Annotated in this window: 18 protein-coding genes and 2 rRNA genes (1 of these 20 running past the window's edge); all 20 read right to left on the bottom strand. The window is 41.3% G+C overall.

Annotated features, from left to right (window positions below):
- Positions 1-675 (bottom strand): 23S ribosomal RNA (locus CCK98_RS01180) (it extends 2,260 nt beyond the left edge of the window).
- A gap of 204 nt (positions 676-879) precedes the next feature.
- Positions 880-2,429 (bottom strand): 16S ribosomal RNA (locus CCK98_RS01175).
- Together the 16S and 23S rRNA genes form the textbook arrangement of a ribosomal RNA operon.
- Before the next feature lie 352 nt (positions 2,430-2,781).
- Positions 2,782-4,266, bottom strand: coding sequence for a lysine--tRNA ligase (lysS, locus tag CCK98_RS01170; RefSeq protein ID WP_088084953.1), 1,485 nt, complete (start codon positions 4,264-4,266; stop codon positions 2,782-2,784).
- 190 nt (positions 4,267-4,456) lie between these two features.
- On the bottom strand, positions 4,457-5,458 hold the full coding sequence (dusB, locus tag CCK98_RS01165; RefSeq protein ID WP_088084952.1) for a tRNA dihydrouridine synthase DusB: 1,002 nt from the start codon (positions 5,456-5,458) through the stop codon (positions 4,457-4,459).
- 27 nt (positions 5,459-5,485) lie between these two features.
- Positions 5,486-5,692 (bottom strand): helix-turn-helix domain-containing protein, encoded by a 207-nt coding sequence (locus tag CCK98_RS01160; RefSeq protein WP_088084951.1) that lies wholly within the window; start codon positions 5,690-5,692, stop codon positions 5,486-5,488.
- On the bottom strand, positions 5,644-6,171 hold the full coding sequence (folK, locus tag CCK98_RS01155; protein ID WP_088084950.1) for a 2-amino-4-hydroxy-6-hydroxymethyldihydropteridine diphosphokinase: 528 nt from the start codon (positions 6,169-6,171) through the stop codon (positions 5,644-5,646). Before folK ends, CCK98_RS01160 begins: the two co-directional genes overlap by 49 nt.
- 2 nt (positions 6,172-6,173) lie before the next feature.
- Positions 6,174-6,533: a dihydroneopterin aldolase gene (gene folB / locus CCK98_RS01150; RefSeq protein ID WP_088084949.1), complete on the bottom strand. Its 360-nt coding sequence runs from the start codon at positions 6,531-6,533 to the stop codon at positions 6,174-6,176.
- Positions 6,526-7,368: a dihydropteroate synthase gene (folP, locus tag CCK98_RS01145; protein ID WP_088084948.1), complete on the bottom strand. Its 843-nt coding sequence runs from the start codon at positions 7,366-7,368 to the stop codon at positions 6,526-6,528. Before folP ends, folB begins: the two co-directional genes overlap by 8 nt.
- A 149-nt stretch (positions 7,369-7,517) precedes the next feature.
- Positions 7,518-8,447, bottom strand: a complete 930-nt coding sequence (gene cysK, locus CCK98_RS01140) for a cysteine synthase A (protein ID WP_088084947.1) — start codon at positions 8,445-8,447, stop codon at positions 7,518-7,520.
- Positions 8,448-8,594: 147 nt separating this feature from the next.
- Positions 8,595-9,488, bottom strand: coding sequence for a peptidyl-prolyl cis-trans isomerase (locus tag CCK98_RS01135; protein ID WP_088084946.1), 894 nt, complete (start codon positions 9,486-9,488; stop codon positions 8,595-8,597).
- A gap of 33 nt (positions 9,489-9,521) precedes the next feature.
- Positions 9,522-10,400 carry an Hsp33 family molecular chaperone HslO gene (hslO, locus tag CCK98_RS01130; RefSeq protein ID WP_088084945.1) on the bottom strand — a complete coding sequence of 293 codons (879 nt, stop codon included), beginning with the start codon at positions 10,398-10,400 and terminating at the stop codon, positions 9,522-9,524.
- A gap of 14 nt (positions 10,401-10,414) precedes the next feature.
- Positions 10,415-11,200 carry a type III pantothenate kinase gene (locus CCK98_RS01125; RefSeq protein WP_088084944.1) on the bottom strand — a complete coding sequence of 262 codons (786 nt, stop codon included), beginning with the start codon at positions 11,198-11,200 and terminating at the stop codon, positions 10,415-10,417.
- A gap of 110 nt (positions 11,201-11,310) precedes the next feature.
- The gene (gene ftsH / locus CCK98_RS01120; protein WP_088084943.1) at positions 11,311-13,251 is read right to left on the bottom strand and encodes an ATP-dependent zinc metalloprotease FtsH; all 1,941 of its coding nucleotides are present in this window, start codon (positions 13,249-13,251) and stop codon (positions 11,311-11,313) included.
- Positions 13,252-13,376: 125 nt separating this feature from the next.
- Positions 13,377-13,922, bottom strand: a complete 546-nt coding sequence (gene hpt, locus CCK98_RS01115; protein WP_088084942.1) for a hypoxanthine phosphoribosyltransferase — start codon at positions 13,920-13,922, stop codon at positions 13,377-13,379.
- A gap of 25 nt (positions 13,923-13,947) precedes the next feature.
- Positions 13,948-15,333, bottom strand: coding sequence for a tRNA lysidine(34) synthetase TilS (gene tilS, locus CCK98_RS01110; RefSeq protein ID WP_088084941.1), 1,386 nt, complete (start codon positions 15,331-15,333; stop codon positions 13,948-13,950).
- Between the two features lie 199 nt (positions 15,334-15,532).
- On the bottom strand, positions 15,533-16,546 hold the full coding sequence (locus CCK98_RS01105) for a serine/threonine-protein kinase (protein ID WP_088084940.1): 1,014 nt from the start codon (positions 16,544-16,546) through the stop codon (positions 15,533-15,535).
- Positions 16,515-17,252 carry a VWA domain-containing protein gene (locus tag CCK98_RS01100; RefSeq protein WP_088084939.1) on the bottom strand — a complete coding sequence of 246 codons (738 nt, stop codon included), beginning with the start codon at positions 17,250-17,252 and terminating at the stop codon, positions 16,515-16,517. Before CCK98_RS01100 ends, CCK98_RS01105 begins: the two co-directional genes overlap by 32 nt.
- Positions 17,253-17,346: 94 nt before the next feature.
- Complete coding sequence (gene spoIIE, locus CCK98_RS01095; RefSeq protein WP_088084938.1) at positions 17,347-19,821, bottom strand: stage II sporulation protein E; 2,475 nt, start codon at positions 19,819-19,821, stop codon at positions 17,347-17,349.
- Between the two features lie 299 nt (positions 19,822-20,120).
- A complete protein-coding gene (locus tag CCK98_RS01090; protein ID WP_088084937.1) occupies positions 20,121-20,558 on the bottom strand; it encodes a S1 domain-containing RNA-binding protein in 438 nt (145 codons plus the stop codon).
- A gap of 94 nt (positions 20,559-20,652) precedes the next feature.
- Positions 20,653-21,036, bottom strand: a complete 384-nt coding sequence (locus CCK98_RS01085) for a septum formation initiator family protein (RefSeq protein ID WP_088084936.1) — start codon at positions 21,034-21,036, stop codon at positions 20,653-20,655.
- Positions 21,037-21,047 lie beyond the last annotated feature (11 nt).

Here is a 21,047-nt window from a genome sequence, read left to right as displayed (position 1 = left end):
GCTGCGGCTCCGTCTCTTCAACTTAACCTTGCATGGGATCGTAACTCGCCGGTTCATTCTACAAAAGGCACGCTATCACCCATTAACGGGCTCTAACTACTTGTAGGCACACGGTTTCAGGAACTATTTCACTCCCCTTCCGGGGTGCTTTTCACCTTTCCCTCACGGTACTGGTTCACTATCGGTCACTAGGGAGTATTTAGCCTTGGGAGATGGTCCTCCCTGCTTCCGACCGGATTTCTCGTGTCCGGCCGTACTCAGGATCCACTCAGGAGGGAACGAAGTTTCGACTACAGGGTTTTTACCTTCTATGACGGACCTTTCCAGATCGCTTCATCTACCCCGTTCCTTTGTAACTCCATGTTGAGTGTCCTACAACCCCAAGAGGCAAGCCTCTTGGTTTGGGCTATGTCCCGTTTCGCTCGCCGCTACTCAGGGAATCGCGTTTGCTTTCTCTTCCTCCGGGTACTTAGATGTTTCAGTTCCCCGGGTATGCCTTCCATACCCTATGTATTCAGGTAAAGATACTGTTCCATTACGAACAGCGGGTTCCCCCATTCGGAAATCTCCGGATCAAAGCTTACTTACAGCTCCCCGAAGCATATCGGTGTTAGTCCCGTCCTTCATCGGCTCCTAGTGCCAAGGCATTCACCGTGCGCCCTTTCTAACTTAACCTAAAAGGTTATTCTCTTACTTACATAAGAGAGAAAACTAAAATGGCATTGACTCGGTTCTTACATTGACTTCTTCATTACGATTATCTAGTTTTCAAAGAACGATTAAAAAAAGCTTTGAGAGAATTGTACTCTCAAAACTAAACAAACAAAGATCGTGTCACAAACTGTTTTGTCTGGCTCACAGGTCCAGCTTTATCCTTAGAAAGGAGGTGATCCAGCCGCACCTTCCGATACGGCTACCTTGTTACGACTTCACCCCAATCATCTGTCCCACCTTAGGCGGCTGGCTCCTTACGGTTACCCCACCGACTTCGGGTGTTACAAACTCTCGTGGTGTGACGGGCGGTGTGTACAAGGCCCGGGAACGTATTCACCGCGGCATGCTGATCCGCGATTACTAGCGATTCCGGCTTCATGCAGGCGAGTTGCAGCCTGCAATCCGAACTGAGAATGGTTTTATGGGATTGGCTAAACCTCGCGGTCTTGCAGCCCTTTGTACCATCCATTGTAGCACGTGTGTAGCCCAGGTCATAAGGGGCATGATGATTTGACGTCATCCCCACCTTCCTCCGGTTTGTCACCGGCAGTCACCTTAGAGTGCCCAACTAAATGCTGGCAACTAAGATCAAGGGTTGCGCTCGTTGCGGGACTTAACCCAACATCTCACGACACGAGCTGACGACAACCATGCACCACCTGTCACTCTGTCCCCCGAAGGGGAACGTCCTATCTCTAGGAGTGTCAGAGGATGTCAAGACCTGGTAAGGTTCTTCGCGTTGCTTCGAATTAAACCACATGCTCCACCGCTTGTGCGGGCCCCCGTCAATTCCTTTGAGTTTCAGCCTTGCGGCCGTACTCCCCAGGCGGAGTGCTTAATGCGTTAGCTGCAGCACTAAGGGGCGGAAACCCCCTAACACTTAGCACTCATCGTTTACGGCGTGGACTACCAGGGTATCTAATCCTGTTTGCTCCCCACGCTTTCGCGCCTCAGCGTCAGTTACAGACCAGAAAGCCGCCTTCGCCACTGGTGTTCCTCCACATCTCTACGCATTTCACCGCTACACGTGGAATTCCACTTTCCTCTTCTGCACTCAAGTCCCCCAGTTTCCAATGACCCTCCACGGTTGAGCCGTGGGCTTTCACATCAGACTTAAAGGACCGCCTGCGCGCGCTTTACGCCCAATAATTCCGGACAACGCTTGCCACCTACGTATTACCGCGGCTGCTGGCACGTAGTTAGCCGTGGCTTTCTGGTTAGGTACCGTCAAGGTACCGGCAGTTACTCCGGTACTTGTTCTTCCCTAACAACAGAGCTTTACGACCCGAAGGCCTTCATCGCTCACGCGGCGTTGCTCCATCAGACTTTCGTCCATTGTGGAAGATTCCCTACTGCTGCCTCCCGTAGGAGTCTGGGCCGTGTCTCAGTCCCAGTGTGGCCGATCACCCTCTCAGGTCGGCTACGCATCGTCGCCTTGGTGAGCCGTTACCTCACCAACTAGCTAATGCGCCGCGGGCCCATCTGTAAGTGTCAGCCGAAACCGACTTTCAGCTTTTCCTCATGAGAGGAAAAGGATTATCCGGTATTAGCACCGGTTTCCCGGTGTTATCCCAGTCTTACAGGCAGGTTGCCCACGTGTTACTCACCCGTCCGCCGCTAATCAACAGGAGCAAGCTCCTATTGATTCGCTCGACTTGCATGTATTAGGCACGCCGCCAGCGTTCGTCCTGAGCCAGGATCAAACTCTCCAAGAAAGTTGATTAGCTCATTTTGTTACGTTGGCTTAGTTTCTTAATTGAAACTAAAATTTTTGTTTGTTTGCACGATTTTGTTTGTTTAGTTTTCAAAGATCAATTTTCTCTATCGCCTAAAAGCGACTTTATAATCTTATCAAGTTATCAATGTAAAGTCAATAACTTTTTTTATTTCTTTTTTCTTGCCATCACTGTCTCGCAGCAACAGATATTAATATACCACCATTAAAGACCTACTGCAATAGTATTTATTACTTTTTTATATAAAATTACAAAGTAAAACTATTCTAACTCTTCACGGCTAAAAGCAATAAAAAAAGTGCCAGTTCAGCAAAGGCACTTTTTAAAGATATTACTTATGACGCATTAATGGGAATAACAGTACGTCGCGAATAGATGGTGAATTAGTCAGCAGCATAACTATGCGGTCTATCCCAATTCCTAATCCTCCAGTAGGCGGCATACCATACTCCAGCGCTTCAACGAAGTCATCATCCATCATATGGGCTTCATCATTCCCTTGTTCGCGTTCCTTTAATTGCGCTTCGAATCGTTCTCTTTGATCAATCGGATCATTAAGCTCTGTAAACGCGTTGGCATGCTCGCGCGCTACAATAAATAATTCAAAACGATCTGTAAATCTTGGATCCTCATCATTTTTCTTCGCAAGCGGAGAAATTTCTACTGGATGGCCGTAAATAAACGTAGGCTGGATTAACTTTTCCTCTACTTTTTGCTCAAAGAATTCATTTACTATGTGACCATAAAGCATGTTGTTATTAATTTCGACACCATGTTCTTTAGCAAGTTCACGAGCCTCTTCCACACTCATCTCTTTCCAGAAATCTGCACCCGTGTATTCTTTGATGGCATCAACCATGTGAAGTCTTTTCCATTCCGGTTTAAGGTCTACTTCATATTCCCCATATTGAATTGTAGTAGAACCAACTACTTCTTGAGCAATGTGGGCGATTAAATTCTCAGTAAGACTCATGATATCACGATAATCTGCGTAGGCTTCGTAAAGTTCAATCATTGTGAATTCTGGGTTATGACGGGTAGAGACCCCTTCATTACGGAATACACGGCCAATTTCATAAACCTTTTCCAGACCGCCGACAATTAACCGTTTTAAGTGAAGCTCAATGGCAATCCTCATAAACAACGGCATATCGAGAGCATTATGATGCGTAATGAACGGACGTGCGGACGCACCCCCAGCGATAGAATGCATCATAGGTGTTTCAACTTCTAAATAACCATGGTCATCTAAATAACGACGCATCGATTGAATAATGCGGCTTCTCGCAATAAATGTCGCCTTACTTTCCTGGCTCATGATTAAATCTAAATAACGCTGGCGGTAACGCTGTTCCACATCTTTAAGCCCATGGAACTTATCAGGCAGCGGACGCAATGCCTTTGTTAAGAACACAAAGTTTACTACCTTTACCGATAGTTCGCCCACTTTTGTTTTAAATAATGTTCCAGTTACCCCAATAATATCCCCTAGGTCAGCTGTATCAAATAGTTTGTAATTCTCTTCACCAATAGCATCCTGACGAACATATACTTGAATTTGACCTGTTAAATCTTGAACATGCGCAAAACCTGCTTTACCTTTTCCACGCTTCGTCATAATTCGGCCTGCTAAAGAAACGGAAATGTTTTTTGCTTCGATGTCTTCTTTTTCTAATTCTCCATATTGCTCGATCAATTCATTTGTATTGTGTGAACGGTCAAAACGCTTACCAAATGGATCAAGACCATTTTCGCGCATCGTGTTCATTTTTTCACGTCTGACCCTTAATTGGTCATTTAAATCTTCCTGACTCATAAAATCCACTCCAATAATCATTTATTATGTAAAATGCTTTTATTAATCCATCCATTTTTCTACATACTTTATTATTTTACACAAACTTATACTTTCAGACATCAAAAAAGATCTTAATAAAATAAAAACTGCCAGTTATTTCACTGGCAGCATCCAATTAGTATCGAAAAAGACACTTTAAGTGACAAATTTACCCTACGATCAACTGACTTTGTTCTTGTTCCTCAACTTCTAACACTAAGTCGTTTAATACTGTCACTAAGTGATCTCTTGTTTCACACTCATTAATGGCATTACGAACTTTAGCGTTGCCGCGGACCCCTTTTAAATACCAAGCAGCATGCTTGCGCATTTCGCGAACCGCAATATTTTCATTTTTCAGAGCGATTAAACGGTCAAGATGAAGAATACATACATCAATCTTTTCTCTAACAGTTGGTTGAGGCATTAATATACCAGTTTCTAAATATTGTACGGTACGATAAATCATCCATGGATCTCCTAAGGCAGCTCTTCCAATCATGACTCCGTCCACACCAGTTTCCTCGAGCATTCGTTTTGCATCCTGTGGTGTCTGGACGTCCCCATTCCCAATTAACGGAATGTTAAGGTTTTGCTTTACTTCACGGATGATATCCCAGTTAGCTTTTCCTTCATACATTTGAACACGCGTTCGGCCATGAAGCGACACAGCCTTTCCTCCTGCGCGTTCTACTGCTTGGGCATTTTTCACAGCGAAAATATGCTGTTCATCCCATCCCATCCGCATTTTCACGGTAACAGGCTTTTCCACTTCCGCAACTACCGCAGAAACCATCTCGTAGATCTTATTTGGATCAAGAAGCCACTTTGCTCCCGCATCACATTTAGTGATTTTTGGAACAGGGCAGCCCATATTAATATCGATAATATCAGCATTGGTATTCTTATCAACAAATTTGGCTGCTTCGACAAGTGTTTCCCTTACGCCTCCAAAAATTTGCAAACTAAGCGGTTTTTCACGCTCATCGATGTAAAGCATATTCATTGTTTTTTCGTTTTTATAAACGATACCTTTATCGCTTACCATCTCTGCACAAACTAAACCAGCACCGAACTCTTTCACCGTTAGACGGAATGCAGAATTACATACCCCAGCCATTGGAGCTAAAACCACTGGATTCTTCATTTCAATATCGCCAATTTTCAACATGAAGCCACCCCCTATTCTTTGATGAACTTATTCCTTAGGCGTTAAATCATCAATACTTACTTTTAATGAATGCGCAATTCTCTCAAGCAGGTCAACTGCAGGCAGGCGATTTCCTCTTTCAATCTCTCCTAAAATCGATACAGATACACCTAGTTCCTTCGAAAAGCCTTCTTGTGTAAAGCCCTTTAGCTTCCGATAGGCACGAATCCGTCTTCCCCATTTTTCCGCTTCCATATTCGGACTCCTTCTTTATCAGGTAATTCTTCTAACGATGATTCAAGCAATTTATTTATCTTTAAAAATGGACTGTCGTGAATTATCTCTAAAAGTGGAATAATTACAAAAGCCCGTTCTAACATCCTCGGATGTGGAACTATGAGCTTCTCGCTTTCAATATTTTCTTGGTTAAAGGTAAGAATGTCAAGGTCTATTGTTCGCGGACCCCACTTTATTTCCCTTTTTCTCCCAAGTTCCAATTCGATTTTTAAGCATAAATCCAGCAATTCCATTGGACTTAATGCCGTCTGAATCTCAATTACCATATTCAAAAATAAATCTTGGTCTTCATAGCCAACCGGATCTGTTTCGTAAATTGAGGAGTAATTTACCAAATGAAGATCAGAATAGCTTGTTAATTTTTTGATTGCACTCGTTAAGTTATCATATCGTTTTCCTAGATTCGAGCCAAGGGAAATAAACGCTGTGTTTTCCACTTTTATCTTCTCCTTGTAATTTCTACTGCAACAGACCTGTAATGGCCTGCAATCGGCGGATTTGGCTTAATCACGGTTACTGTAACCTCGGATACAAGTGGAAACCCCATCAGGACGTTTGAAGCAATGCTTTCTGCAACAGCCTCGACTAACTTATACGGCTGCCCCTCGATTATTTCCTTACATACTTTGTATAACTCAGCATAATTTACTGAGTGCTCCAGTTCATCTGTTTCGCCTGCTTTTTTTAAATCAAGGGAAACGGTTAAATCAACCTCAAATCGCTGTCCCAGCCGAGTCTCTTCCGGGAAAACACCATGGTAGCCGTAAAACTCCATTCGATTGACATAAATTTTATCCAATCAGTTCACCCTTTCCCATTAAGGCATCCATCATTTTTGCCATCCTGCTCATTTCCTTGACATCGTGAACACGTATTATGTGGCAGCCCTTTTGGATTCCATAACAAATCGTTGCTCCTGTACCTTCCATTCTTTCGTGAACTGGAAGATCTAATGCCTGTCCAATCATTGTTTTTCTGGATGTCCCTAATAATACTGGATAGCCTAGTTTAACAAATGTATCTAAATTCTGCATAGTTAGCAGATTTTCTTGATAATCCCTCGCAAAACCGATACCAGGGTCGAGAATAATATTTTCATCCGTTACACCTGCATTTTTGACAATCGTTATACTTTCATAAAGATCATTAATGACATCTCTCATGAAAACCTTATAGTTTCGGTCATGACGATTATGCATAAGCACGATTGGAACACCGTAGTCTGCAGCAACTTGACCCATTTTTTCATCGGCTTTTGCCCCCCATACATCATTGATTATATGGGCTCCTGCTTCAATCGCCTGCTTTGCCACTTCTGCCTTATACGTATCAATCGAGATTGGTACATCGACATGCTTAGCGATTGCTTCAATTACCGGCATTACCCGTTTGAGTTCTTCCTCGAGGGGAACCGCTGCAAAGCCAGGCCGTGTCGATTCACCGCCGATATCAATGATATCAGCCCCATTTGCGACCATTTCTTTTGCTCGTTCCACAGCCATTTCAACATGATTGAATTTGCCGCCATCTGAAAAGGAATCTGGAGTTGCATTTAAAATGCCCATAATAATGGTTTTTTTACTACTATCCAAGGTATATGGTCCACATTTGATTTGTTCTTGAGTTGCTCTCATACCTAATCCTCCTATACAGGCTTTTTTCACTCTTTTTATCATACATGAAATCTTAATTAGTTTACAAAAAAAAGAAGCATCGGTAAGCCGACGCCTCTCTTTAATTGTCTAGTTGCAACGCCGCTAAACAGGCGTTGCCACTTTACTATTTATTCAGCATCATACTGATAAAGCGCTGTACTTAAATAACGTTCACCGTTATCAGGAATAATTGCTAGAACCTTTTTACCTTTTCCAAGTTTCTTCGCAACTTCTAATGCAGCGTGGATTGCTGCTCCTGAAGAAATACCACCAAGAATTCCTTCTTCTCTAGCTGCACGTCTTGATGCAGCAAAAGCATCTTCCGTTCCAACTTGAATCACTTCATCATAAATATCAGTATTTAAGGTTTCTGGAATAAATCCTGCTCCAAGACCTTGAAGCTTATGCGGGCCAGGTGATCCGCCAGAAAGAACAGGTGAATCTGTTGGTTCAATAGCAACGATTTTTATTTCAGGGAATTTTTCACGAAGAACACTTCCTGCTCCAGAGATCGTTCCTCCAGTTCCGATTCCTGAAACAAATGCATCTAATTGATCCATTTGTGCAACGATTTCTTTACCTGTTGTTCTTCTATGAACTTCAGGATTCGCTTGGTTCTTAAATTGCTGGGGTAAGAAATAACCATGTTCCTGTACTAATTCTTCTGCCTTAGCAATAGCACCCTTCATACCAGCTGGACCAGGTGTTAACACAAGTTCCGCACCGTAAGCACGAAGTAGATTCCGTCTTTCCAAACTCATCGTTTCAGGCATAACAAAAACGGCCTTGTAACCTTTTGCTGCAGCAATCATAGCTAGTCCAATTCCAGTATTTCCACTTGTAGGCTCAATAATGGTATCGACACCAGGTTTAATTAAACCTTGTTCTTCTGCTGCTTCAATCATAGCTAAAGCGATACGATCCTTTACACTGCTTCCAGGATTAAAATATTCAAGTTTCAAATAAACCTCTGCACTATTTTCATCTACTAATCTGTTTAATTTAACGATAGGCGTTTGACCGACTAAATCGGCAACTGAATTTGCAACACGAACCATTTAGAGCACCCCTATTCCGAGTAATTTGATTGGATTTATATAATTAAATTTACCAGTTTTATACTTAGTTTGTCAATCGTTTTGTTCGCTATATTTACAATATTTCAAATTTGGAAATGAAAAAACACAGAAATAACATCTGTGTTTTTAGTTTCCTTCTTTACCGTAAAACCAATCCACCTTAGCATCATCCCAAAAAGTAGAAGCAGTAGCTGGCGATTTCATTTGTTCAAGAGCAATTTGGCGACGAATTTGCTCTTTTACGTCCTTAAAGGAATATTTCTTTCCATTTATTTTTCCTTCTAGCTTAATGATTGCATAACCTTGGTCTACCTTAATCGGCATACTGTAGGCGCCTTTCTTTAATTCCTTAGCTATTTGAATATATTGGACCGGATACCGTTCATCTTCCTCACTAAGGTATCCTATATCTCCGCCTTCATTAGCTGAAAATTCATCGATCGACCGTTCCATCGCTAATGTCGAAAAGTTCGAACCTTGTGCCAATTCTTGTAAAGCCTGGTCTGCTTCTTCCTCTGTACTAACAACGATATGTGATAAATGAAAGGCAGGCGGCACATGAAAAAGCTCTTTATTTTTTTCATAATAGTTACTTAATTCATCGCTTGAAACTTCGACATCTTTTGTTAAAAGTTCTTCTAAAAGGAGGTTGCTTCGGATTTGTTCCTTCCACTTCTCTTCATTCTTCACGGTTTGTTTACTCAAAGAATTATAGGTAGCTTGCAGCATTCTGTATTCACGCTCAACATCTTGATTGGTTATTTTAATTTTATATTTTGCTGCCATTTCCTCTATGACCTTTTGATCGACCATTTCTTTTAAAACATCTTTTCCATATCTGGCTTCTAGTTCATTCAGCCATTCTTGTCTTAGGATGGTTTTTTTTCCGACTGTTGCAACTGCCTCTTCATTCATTACTGCTCCGCCTGCCAGATTTGCCTTTGATAGAAAAAAGGCGATTGTTAGGCAATTAACCATGATCAGGGCCGCAATAACCATCCAAAGTTGCTTCCTCCCCAACGTCTCTCCCCCAATCAGAAAAGCGTAAGCACCTTACTTTGCATCCTTTTTCAGTTCTTCCAATTCATCGCTCGAAAAGAGGTACTTTTCATTACAAAAGTGACAATGAGCCTCAGCCTGTCCATCTTCTTCAATCATGGCATGGATCTCTGCTGCCCCTAAGCCAACAATCGCATTAGCAAAGCGTTCTTTAGAGCAATTACATTCAAAGCCCACTGGCATCGTTTCTAAGACCTTTACTTGCTCTTTGCCAAAAAGCTCTTCGAGGATTTGTTCTGGTGTTAAACCTCGTTCAATTAATTTGGAAATGGGCTCAATGGTTTTTAATCTTTCTTCAAGATTTGAAATGATGGGCTCCGGTGTCCCAGGCATTAATTGAAAAATAAACCCGCCTGCTGCCAATATGCTATCATCGGGATTTACTAAAACACCAACACCAACCGAAGAGGGAGTCTGCTCAGATGTCGCAAAGTAATACGTAAAGTCTTCTCCTAATTCACCTGATACCAATGGAACCTGTCCAGAGAAAAAATCACGAAGCCCTACATCCTTGACAACCGCGAGCGTCCCTTCGGTCCCCACCGCACGGCGGACATCAAGCTTGCCATTTTCAGTTGATTCAAAATCAACTTCTGGGTTGGTTACATACCCCCGCACTTCCCCTTTGGCATTGCTATCCACAACAATCGGGCCAATCGGGCCGCCGCCGTTGATCTTAATTGTTAATTTATCCTCACCCTTAAGCATAGCCCCCATCATTATCCCTGCGGTCATCGTACGGCCGAGTGCAGCTGATGCTGTCCGCCAGGTTTGATGGCGCCTTTGCGCCTCACTTACCGTTTCTGTTGTACGAACGGCATAGGCTCGAATATTGCCATCATAGGCAAGTGCTTTTACAAGATAATCCTTCATATGTTAACCCCCTTCTAGCTGTTATTCCTTAGGATATCCACGTTTCTCTTATAGATAAGCTGTAGGCCTTTTAAAGTTAAAAATGGATCGACTATATCAATAATGGTTGATTCTTGGGCAATTAAATTAGCTAGTCCGCCTGTCGCAATGACCGCTGGCTTCTTCTCGCTTTGCTCCATCATCCTCTTTACGATGCCCTCTACCTGTCCCACATACCCGTAGACAATACCAGCCTGCATCGCCGCCACGGTATTTTTGCCGATTACCGCTTCAGGGCGGGCTATTTCAATTCTCGGCAATTTTGAAGCTCTCGAATAAAGGGCCTCTGTTGAAATACCCACTCCCGGGGCAATCGCACCACCCATATATTGGCGTTCCTCATTCACATAACAATAAGTTGTTGCGGTTCCAAAATCGACAATAATCAAAGGACTGCCATATTCGTGGATAGCGGCAACAGCATTAACGATTCGGTCCGCCCCAACTTCTCTTGGATTTTCATATTTAATATTTAAACCCGTTTTAATCCCTGGTCCAACAACAAGCGGCTTCACATGAAAATACTTTTGACACATTCTTTCCAGCGCAAACATAATTGGTGGAACGACAGAGGAAATAATAATGCCATCAATATCTGAAAAAGAGAGGCCAGCATGATCAAACAATGCTTTAATGTTCATTCCAAACTCATCTTCCGTACGATTTCTATTTGTTTCTACACGCCAATGATATTTAAGTTCCTCACGATCATAAACACCCAGTACAATATTGGTATTCCCTACATCAAATACGAAAATCACATCTATCACTCACTTTTCAGATTATTCACTTCTATACTGAAAACATAATAACATAAATATGTTTTTTGATAAAAAAAAAGAGCGCTTCAATGAAGCACTCTTTGGATGATTTATTTATTATCTGTTTCATTAGGAGTGTTAAGCGGCTCAACCTCTTCCTTTTTCGTATTGATATTAACCTTCACGTCTTCTACCTTTTTCGGACCGATTTTAACGGCTTCTAAAGCGACATTAGGTTCTGGCATATGGCCATGATCAACCAAATATTTAATCTGTTCAGCCACAAGCGTTTCAACTTCAAGTAATGTCTTCGCAATTAGATCAAGCTTATCGCGATTTTCTGTCAGAATTACTCTTGCTCGTTCATAACATTCTTTAATGATTCTTTGAACTTCTAAATCGATTTCATATGCAATTGCATCGGAATAATTTTGCTCATTATGAATGTCACGGCCTAAGAAAACCTGGCCGCCTGAACCTTGACCAAACTGAAGCGGTCCAAGCTTTTCACTCATACCGTATTCGGTTACCATCTTACGAGCAATTCCTGTAGCGCGTTGGAAATCGTTGTGGGCTCCAGTACTTACTTCACCAAAGACAATCTCTTCCGCTACACGCCCACCGAGTAAGCCAACAATTTTATCAAGCAACTCAGGCTTCGTCATAAAGTAACGATCTTCTCTAGGAAGCATGACAGCATATCCGCCTGCTTGCCCACGAGGAACGATGGTAACTTTGTGGACCATGTCGGCTTCATCTAGCACCAAACCAATCACCGTATGGCCGCCCTCATGGAATGCAACGATATTACGTTCCTTTTGGGAAATAACCCTGCTCTTTTTAGCTGGCCCAGCAATTACCCGGTCGGTCGCTTCATCAATATCTTCCATATCGATTTTCTTCTTACTGCTTCGGGCTGCAACTAATGCCGCCTCATTCAACAAGTTCTCTAAGTCAGCACCTGAAAATCCCGGTGTACGCATCGCAATATTCTTTAAGTTTACAGATTCATCTAACGGTTTATTACGTGCATGTACCTTAAGTACTGCTTCACGTCCAATCACATCCGGACGGTCCACGGTAATTTGTCGGTCGAAACGACCAGGACGTAAAAGAGCTGGATCCAAAATATCGGCACGGTTTGTAGCAGCAATAATGATAATTCCTTCATTAGCCCCAAAACCATCCATTTCAACGAGCAATTGGTTCAAGGTTTGCTCACGTTCATCATGTCCGCCGCCTAGTCCTGCGCCACGTTGACGTCCAACTGCATCAATTTCATCAATAAAAATTATACAAGGTGCATTTTTCTTGGCATTTTCAAATAAATCACGAACACGGGAAGCTCCGACCCCGACAAACATTTCAACGAAATCTGAACCGCTTATCGAGAAAAACGGAACGCCTGCTTCTCCTGCAGTTGCTCTAGCAAGCAATGTTTTACCAGTACCTGGAGGGCCTACTAGAAGCACTCCTTTTGGAATACGGGCACCCAGTTCGGCATATTTCCGCGGATCCTTTAAGAATTCCACTACTTCAACCAATTCTGCTTTTTCTTCATCCGCACCAGCTACATCTCTAAATCGAACCTTTTTCTTATCATCATTATAAAGCTTCGCCTTAGATTTACCAAAGTTCATCACACGGCTGCCGCCGCCTTGGGCTTGGTTTAATAAGAAGAAAAATAAAATAAAGATAATCACAAACGGAATAATCGATGTAAAGAAAGTCACCCATCCGCTTGTTTCCTTGGCAGGCATTACTTCCACTTTAGAATCAGCTTTATCAATTCGGTCAAGAATCTTTTCGCTGTTGGGAATATAGGTTATGAATTTTTTGCTTTTCTCTTCTAACTCACCACGAACTTCATAAACGCCTCGTTCAGGCTGCATTGAAAATGATTTCACTTCGCCATTTTCTAATTGCGTTACAAACTTATCATATGAAATATGATCCGTTTGTTCATTGCTTCCATTAAAGAAACTTACCACGCCAATAATGACTAAAAATATCAATAAATAAAAGATGGTATTACGGAAAATCCGATTCATCTCTTACCTCCTCCCACGATAGGCAAACTATACTAAATGGTATCATAGAAAATCTTACTAATTCAAGGAATTACTCTCATGCTTAAAGCTTTATATGTTGCTTTAGGAATGAGCGGATAAGTATCTTAAAGATTATTGCTGTATACTTCAGGTTTTAAGACACCGATATATGGAAGGTTTCGATATTTTTCAATATAATCCAAGCCATATCCAACAACAAATTCATCTGGCACAATAAAACCAACATAATCAGCTTTAATTGCACTTTTTCTACCTGTTGGTTTATCGAGCAGTGTTACAATCTTGATCGATTTTGCTTTCCGATATTTAAATAGGTCAACCAAATAACTAAGTGTTAGACCGCTATCGATAATATCCTCGATGATTAGAATGTCTCTGCCTTCTACAGATGTATCTAGGTCCTTGAGGATTTTTACTTCTCCGGAAGAAACCAGCCCAGTTCCGTAGCTGGAAACATCCATAAAGTCCATTTCAAGGTAGCAATCCATCCGTTTTAATAAATCAGCCATAAACGGCATTGCCCCTTTTAGAACACCTATGGCAAGCGGAAATCGATCCTGATACTCTTCCGTTAATTGTCCAGCTAACTCCCGGATTTTAATTTGAATCTCTTCTTCTGATACTAAGACCTTTTCAATATCCTGTTTCATTCTAAATGTGCCCCCTAGAAGATCGTTACTTTTGATATTTGAATAGTATATATTGTTTAACTGAGTAATCTATGCCTTCAAGAGAAGATTTTTTTAAACCTGGAAGCCAGATAATAGAACCTTCTTTGTCGGTGAGTACAGGCCACATATTTCGATCATGAACTGGTACTTTCTGATCAATAAATATGGCTTTTAACTTTTTCGATCCTTGCATTCCCTTAATTGTCATCCGATCACCCAATTTCCTTGAACGAATGATAATCGGCCACTGAATACTGCTTGTATGAAACAAGGCAGTGTATGGATTTGTCGCTGGAATGTCCCCCTCCATATATTTGCTGCTAATTTCCCCGCCATTTGGCAATAAAATCGTTCCAGGCACTGTCATTTCAAAATGATAGGACCCAACCTCGATCGGTTGAAATTGGAAGGAAAGGGAATGATAGGAACGGGAAACTTTTAAACCATTGGGCAAATCAAGTTGACCTGATGGATGGGGATGATTAATTATGAAAAATACTTGATCGATATGTACGGCAGATAATGAAGCTGGTATTTCTTTGTAAAGATAGTTTAATATTAGTTGAATCCCTCGCCTTTGTAAAGGTATAGGCACTTCAAGAAAGCGTTTAATGTCAATGCGGATTTCACTTTCTTCCTTTTTTGTCATAACTGTATTCATTCGTTGGACAGTTAACTCCAGAAGAAAGGTTTCATCACTTTTTAATTCTTCGCTAAACCGTTGAAAATGTTCATGCACATGTGGATTTTCCTTTTTTAAAAAAGGGACAACTTCTTTTCGAAAGCGATTTCTACTATAGATCCCTTTCTCGTTACTCGGATCTATTCGTGGGCTTAGGTTATGATTTAGGCAATATTCCTGAATATCAGCCCTTTCCAATCCTAAAAATGGACGAAAAATGATTCCCTGTTCAAATGGCCTCGAAAAAGGAATACCCGCTCGAGCCAGTCCCGCACTGCCTCTCGTAAATCTCATTAGCATGGTTTCGATTTGATCATCACCATGATGTGCAAGGGCTAAAAATCGATACTGATACTTTTCCATAATCTTAGAAAAAAACTCATACCTTACATCTCTTGCGGCGATTTGCGAACTTTTTCCTGTGCTTTCGATAATTTCTGGCACATTGACGCGAGTCATCTCAAACGGAAGATTATTCTGTTCACAAAATGCTTTGACGAACATCGCATCCTCATAGGACTCCTGACCACGAAACATATGGTCTACATGGGCTACAACAAGGGTCATATTTTGTTTCTCTTGTTCCGCAAGCAAAAAGTGAAGCAGTGCTAGCGAATCCGGGCCTCCCGAAACACCAATGACAATCTTTTTGGATTCTAATCTGAATCCCTGGTGATTAAGAAAGGCCTTGACCTTAGTTTCCAACATATGATTGCACTCTTTCTTAAAACAAAGTTTAAAGCATTAAAACGTTTAGAATAACATTAGTCTACCACTTTTACGAATAAACTATCAAAGCATTGGCATTACAAAATGCTTAGAAATTTTTCCTAGTTATCCGCTTACAGAACTACGTATTAAATAACCTTTCTTCTTATACGAATGACCTTGGGAATAGTTTCAACAATTACAGCAATTTATTAAATGTGTACCAGCCATATAAAAGACCTAACACGATCGCTATTAACCAAAATTCCATCCAGCCACTCTTTTTTTTCTTTTTCCGATAGTGCTGCCTTGTTACAGGCTGGTTCCCTTTTGAATCTGGCCGGGGCGGCTGTTTTTGGGAAGGTTTGGTCGGACCAATGGGCTTTAAGGGCGGATCGGGCATTTTTTTATCTACCATAAGATCTAATAAGTCTGCTCTCATTTGTTTAGCGCTGCTATAATGGCCTTGAAGTGCTTTTAGGATGACCTTTTCCCACGCTAGCAGTTCTGGCTTCTGTCGGATCGCATCTCTTAATTGCGATATTCCTCCACTGGTTTTCGTTAATCTTTTTGGATAGGCGGTATTAATCATAATCATTGCCACTGCAAACAGGTCATAGGAAGGCTCAGCTTTCCTAGACCCCAGTCCCCAATAACCACGGTCATAGAACTCCGTGAATTCCTTAATCGCTCTTCCTTGAATGGTCGTGCCACCAACATCAATGCATCTTATTTTTGGAGGAGGACCTGTGACGATTAAATTTTCTGGCTTTAGGTCACCGAATACCCAGCCATTTTCATGAAGCTTGTCTAAATCATTTAAAAGCTGCAAAAATAACACACTTGTCCAGGATTTCCCCTTTTGTTGTAAAAAAGATAAAAAGTCTGGTCCTTGGATATATTCCATCACGTAAAAGGAAATGCGTCCGTTATTACTCTGCCAATCATCGACATCAAGCAAAGAAGGTCCAAGGGTTGGGGGTCCCTGGACCTTTGCTAAGGATTTTAAAACATTTACCTCAGAAGTGATTGACATACCATTATCACTCATTTTTAAAGCGACTTGAGTGCTATTATGCTCAGCAAGGTAGACCACCCCGTTTGCTCCAAATCCAAGTTCCTTTATAATTTTATACTTTTTTAAATGCCATTTCCCTGAAATGATTGTCCCTTGGCTTACCTTACATTGACTCTTCAAAGTATGATTCATCATCACGTGAAAGCAGGCTCCTTAGGGATTGTTTTTCTTCGAAAGAGGATAACGCTGTCCGTAACGCGGGTCCTGTCGGTGTTATTCCTCCAGTGGACAACTGGGAGAATACACTTGTCAGAGTTTGCAGTTTAGGTGTCCAATCCAGCAATTTTTCGACATCTTTCTTTTTCCCGGGAAATACATAAACCGAAAATTGATTATCTCCAGTTCGAGCGTTCAAGCTTAGAGAGAGGTCAAGCAGGGCTTCTTTAACTGTCGGAAGTTTGTGTTTCATACTTGCGCTTGTATCGACAAGAATCAACACTTCTAATTCGACAGTTTCTCCTAATTCATCGACAACCTCCATCACTTCCCCGCGTTTTTCAGGCGGGAGGTCTTCCATTGTTTGCGAGCGTCCCAAAATTTGTTGCAATTCACGGTTAACCACACCTTGAATAGTTTGATTCATCGCCTTACGGGTTACCATTTGCACCGTTTGTGAGAGCTGCTGGGCATAGACAATCTGACTGACTCCCCCTCCTGACATCGCAATCCCATCAATTTCAGTCATTCCTTTTTCATCAATGGTATCCTGCTCCATCACACCGATGACATTGACGGTGATTCCTTGTTCTCTCGCTAGTGCAGCCATGGCAATTGGATCGTCCCCTTGATTGGAACATCCATCGGTAATAAGTAAAATTTGGCGAATTTTCCCTGTATACATAACCTTCTCCCTTCACAACATGTATTGGTACCATTTTCGACGGGATCTAAATGATTTATACATATTTTAATGAGAGACGGTGTAAAATACTCTATTAGGCCTGCCGTTTCAATTTGGGAACAGGAATGGATGCCCATTTTGGCGTATTATGTTTTATTTTCGCTACGGTCACGGTCATATCATCATGGATGATTTCAGATCTCGATCGAATGACTTCCTCGAGAATTAAATCAGCTACCTCCTGCGGATTATCTGTCTCTAATCCTTGTAATTTTCTTTTCATCCATAAATCATAATTTTCTACATGCAAGGGACCTTCAAACACCCCATCGCTCATCATAATTAGTAAATCTCCAGCTTTTAGTTGTTCACTGACCACATCCACTTCAAATTCTTGAATCATTCCTATTGGCAGATTGCTTGCCTGAATTTTAATAATCTTACTCCCTCTTTTAATAAAGCTTGGTGTGGATCCAATCTTAAGGAACTTGGCTGAAGCATTTTGCAGATCAATCATCGCTAAATCTAATGTAGAAAAAATTTCATCCTGCGTCCGGAGCGAGAGGATCGAGTTAACAGATTTAATCGCAACCTTCTCCTCGATTCCTGATTGGAGGATTTTTTGTAATAGGAGCAGTGTTTCTTTACTCTCGTAATGGGCTCTCTCTCCATTTCCCATTCCATCACTAATGGCGATCGCATATTTTCCTAATCCGAGTTCAATCGTCGAATAGCTGTCTCCCGATACAAGACCCCCATCCTTGGCAGCATGGGCGATTCCTGTTTCTACAGTAAACGCCTTTGATGATCTGAATGTCACGCGGCAAAAGTCATTCGGAATGGTTGCACATTCTTCCTTATTAACGACAATGGTTTCACCGAGAATATCTGATAACATCGGTGCTATTAACTTGTCACATTCACCATGGCCATCGCAAAATGGCAAAGACATCTCAATATCGACATTTCCTTGCTCGAGGCTATAGATTTCCACCTGTTCAATATGGATTCCGAACGATTGCATGGCCTCCATAATTTGTTCTTCCTGCTTGTGGTGGTTTTCTCTTTCCCGTTGGATCTCTTTCGCGAAATTATCCATCACTTCGGACACACCTAACAATTGATCCGCAACAAGTCTGCGGCTTTCCTGAACCTGCTTTTTCAACTTTTGATTGGCTTGAAAAAACGTTAATTCTTGCCCAATCGATTCGTACACTCTTTTTGATCGTGTACAAATCTTTTCCCATTCGCGCGAGAGTTTAGTAGAAACATTCCCGTCGTTTTGATCCATTTCATGAATAATTTCTTCCATATAGGCATAGGTTGTATTAAAATTGTTCGCCCAGCATTGATCCTTCTTAAAGCATGTTTGGCAGGTTTTTTCAGTTACGTTACTCATAAAGTAATCCATTTCACGTTCACTTTGCTCTTCTTTTGGCTGGATCTCCATTTGTGAAAAGCTTTTGGACAAGGCATGGAAGACATTAGAGAATTGTGAAACCCGCTGTGCCGTAACATCGCGCATCTTACGCATATATTTTTGCTGCTCTGCTGTGTACTCCGGTGTACCAGGGATATACTTGGCTAACCGAGAAGTTAATACCTGAGGTGTTAAGAGGAATAAGAAGATGGCCGCAGCTGACTCTAATACAGTAAGCAGAATGGACCCTCCGCCTTCCCCATACATGCCAATTAGGAGCGTAGCGATAAATAATCCAATTGAAACACCTATTTTTTTACCCTCCTTCATCAAGCCCCCCAAGACACCTGAAAAAGCAAGTAAACTCATATGGTAAAAACTAGACACGCTAGCAAGACTAAAAATTAACCCAGTGACGACTCCCACTGTCGAACCGACTGTTGCACCAGCAATAAAAGAAAACACTAATACTAGGTATCTCGACATAATATGCTCCACCGATAGGTCATAAACCTTCCAGCCAATTGTCCCCGTCATAATCGAAGCGAGCATAATGATTAGACAAACGATTTCTTCCGTTTTTAACAATTGTCTCCGTTTATTAAAGGTTAGCAATGGGATACTTTGTAAAAAAATTAACGTCAAAATAAAAGCAAGACTTGTTTGAACTCCGACCATCATTAAATCATATAGTGTCAATTGCTGTGAAAGTATAAACGCTTCAGCCAGTTTCCCCAGCCCAAGCACAATACCGACAATAAAAGGTGTCGATTTCATTTCATTCCTTAACCATTTCTTACATATTCGGAAAACTACCATGTAGCTGAGTGTAACTACGAAGGTAAATGCCGCATTTGTAAGCGAAATGGTCACTGCACCGATAATCAATCCAATCAAGGCAAGCGGTGCCCGATCTCGTTTAATTAAATAAACAGAGGCAAAAAAGGGAAGGCAAAATGGAGTCAACTTTGCCAAAATCAAGGCCCGTCCCAGCAAAAAACCCACCAATAATAACAGATACCCCTTTTTTATGAAAAAGGACTCTAGCATTAGTTGAATTTTTTTCAATCCACTCTGCATAGCCCATTTGGATGAATGAAGATTAACTTCTCTGACTGGTTCTATGAAACTAGCATTTGTCTTTTCCATAAATCACACTCCCTATTCTTTCATTGTTCAGATAATTATAAAATTAATAGTCAGAAAAGTTTGTCAAATTAGTGAACAAGCAAAAAGAATCGTTCGACGCTTTTCACTATTATCATTCAAATAATAGTAATTTGTGTCGTTGGGTGTCATCATTGGGTGTCAGGCACCATGTGAAGAATTCACATGGTGCCTGACACTTTTTTATTGAAAAACAAAAAAAGACAGGCCATTTAGACCTGTCTTAGATTTATAGATATTGAGTAAGGCCACTCTTATTCTGATAAAAGTTAACAGCAAGTTTACCCCCGCTTAGCTCCTCTTCCTCCACGCTTGGACTCCGTGTGCCGTTTTAAGGAAGATAAACGATCTTCACTATCTTTTAAAAATTTTGCCATTTTGGTTTCAAAATTTTCCGGCTTAGCATTATTGCGATCGTTGTTTCTACCCTGACGAGGACGTTGTGATTGTGAGTTTGAATGGGACCTTTGCTGCGTCTCTGGTCGATCCTTCGCTTTTTTAATCGACAGTCCAATTTTCCCATCCTTCTCAACATTGAGGACTTTTACCTCAACTTGGTCGCCAACCTTTAAATGATCATTAATATCTTTCACATAGTTGTCCGCAACCTCGCTGATGTGTACGAGTCCTGTTGAGCCACCCGGCAGCTCCACAAACGCTCCAAAATTAGTAATTCCTGTTACCTTCCCCTGTAACTTGCTGCCTACTTCAATTGACATAGAAAGAATGTTCCTCCTTAAAAGTATAAAAAATCAATCTACTCTATATTATACAAAAAGAAAAAAATCAGTGTCAATATGGCTACAAATTGGTTCATTTCCCCTTTTTTTCATCAGGGATCGTAAAAATAATTTCATTTTTCTCAGAGAAGAAATATTCTTTTCTAGCTAACTTTGCAATATAATCATCATCATTTAATTTAATAATATTTTCATTGAGAATATCCTGCTGATTCTTTAAGTCTGTTAATTGGTGATTAAGTTCCTTCTTTTGAGCAATCTTTGCCTTGAGTTTAGCAGTTTGGGAAATGGTGCTGGAAATCATTAAATAAGAGAGAATACTGGCCAAAACCAAAAACATCGACAGCCGCCTTGCTAATAATTTCTTTTTCCTAGCTGAGGCAATTTCTGCATACTCCTGCTGTTTAACATATGTTGTCTGGATCTTTGACACACTTTTCTTTTGTTCTGCTCCCATATCCCTCACCG

The organism is Bacillus sp. OV166, from assembly GCF_900177675.1.
In the GTDB taxonomy this organism is placed as follows: Bacteria; Bacillota; Bacilli; order Bacillales; family Cytobacillaceae; genus Neobacillus.
The sequence above is the reverse complement of the archived record's forward strand: the minus strand, read 5'-3'. Positions and strand labels throughout refer to the sequence as shown.

Coding starts and splice junctions, on each gene's coding strand:
- hslO (WP_088084945.1), bottom strand. CDS start 10,400: ATGAAGGATTATCTTGTAAAAGCACTTGCCTATGATGGCAATATTCGA.
- ftsH (WP_088084943.1), bottom strand. CDS start 13,251: ATGAATCGGATTTTCCGTAATACCATCTTTTATTTATTGATATTTTTA.
- tilS (WP_088084941.1), bottom strand. CDS start 15,333: ATGTTGGAAACTAAGGTCAAGGCCTTTCTTAATCACCAGGGATTCAGA.
- lysS (WP_088084953.1), bottom strand. CDS start 4,266: ATGAGTCAGGAAGATTTAAATGACCAATTAAGGGTCAGACGTGAAAAA.
- CCK98_RS01090 (WP_088084937.1), bottom strand. CDS start 20,558: ATGTCAATTGAAGTAGGCAGCAAGTTACAGGGGAAGGTAACAGGAATT.
- folP (WP_088084948.1), bottom strand. CDS start 7,368: ATGAGAGCAACTCAAGAACAAATCAAATGTGGACCATATACCTTGGAT.
- CCK98_RS01085 (WP_088084936.1), bottom strand. CDS start 21,036: ATGGGAGCAGAACAAAAGAAAAGTGTGTCAAAGATCCAGACAACATAT.
- spoIIE (WP_088084938.1), bottom strand. CDS start 19,821: ATGGAAAAGACAAATGCTAGTTTCATAGAACCAGTCAGAGAAGTTAAT.
- cysK (WP_088084947.1), bottom strand. CDS start 8,447: ATGGTTCGTGTTGCAAATTCAGTTGCCGATTTAGTCGGTCAAACGCCT.
- CCK98_RS01100 (WP_088084939.1), bottom strand. CDS start 17,252: ATGTATACAGGGAAAATTCGCCAAATTTTACTTATTACCGATGGATGT.
- CCK98_RS01105 (WP_088084940.1), bottom strand. CDS start 16,546: ATGATGAATCATACTTTGAAGAGTCAATGTAAGGTAAGCCAAGGGACA.
- dusB (WP_088084952.1), bottom strand. CDS start 5,458: ATGTTGAAAATTGGCGATATTGAAATGAAGAATCCAGTGGTTTTAGCT.
- hpt (WP_088084942.1), bottom strand. CDS start 13,922: ATGAAACAGGATATTGAAAAGGTCTTAGTATCAGAAGAAGAGATTCAA.
- CCK98_RS01160 (WP_088084951.1), bottom strand. CDS start 5,692: ATGGAAGCGGAAAAATGGGGAAGACGGATTCGTGCCTATCGGAAGCTA.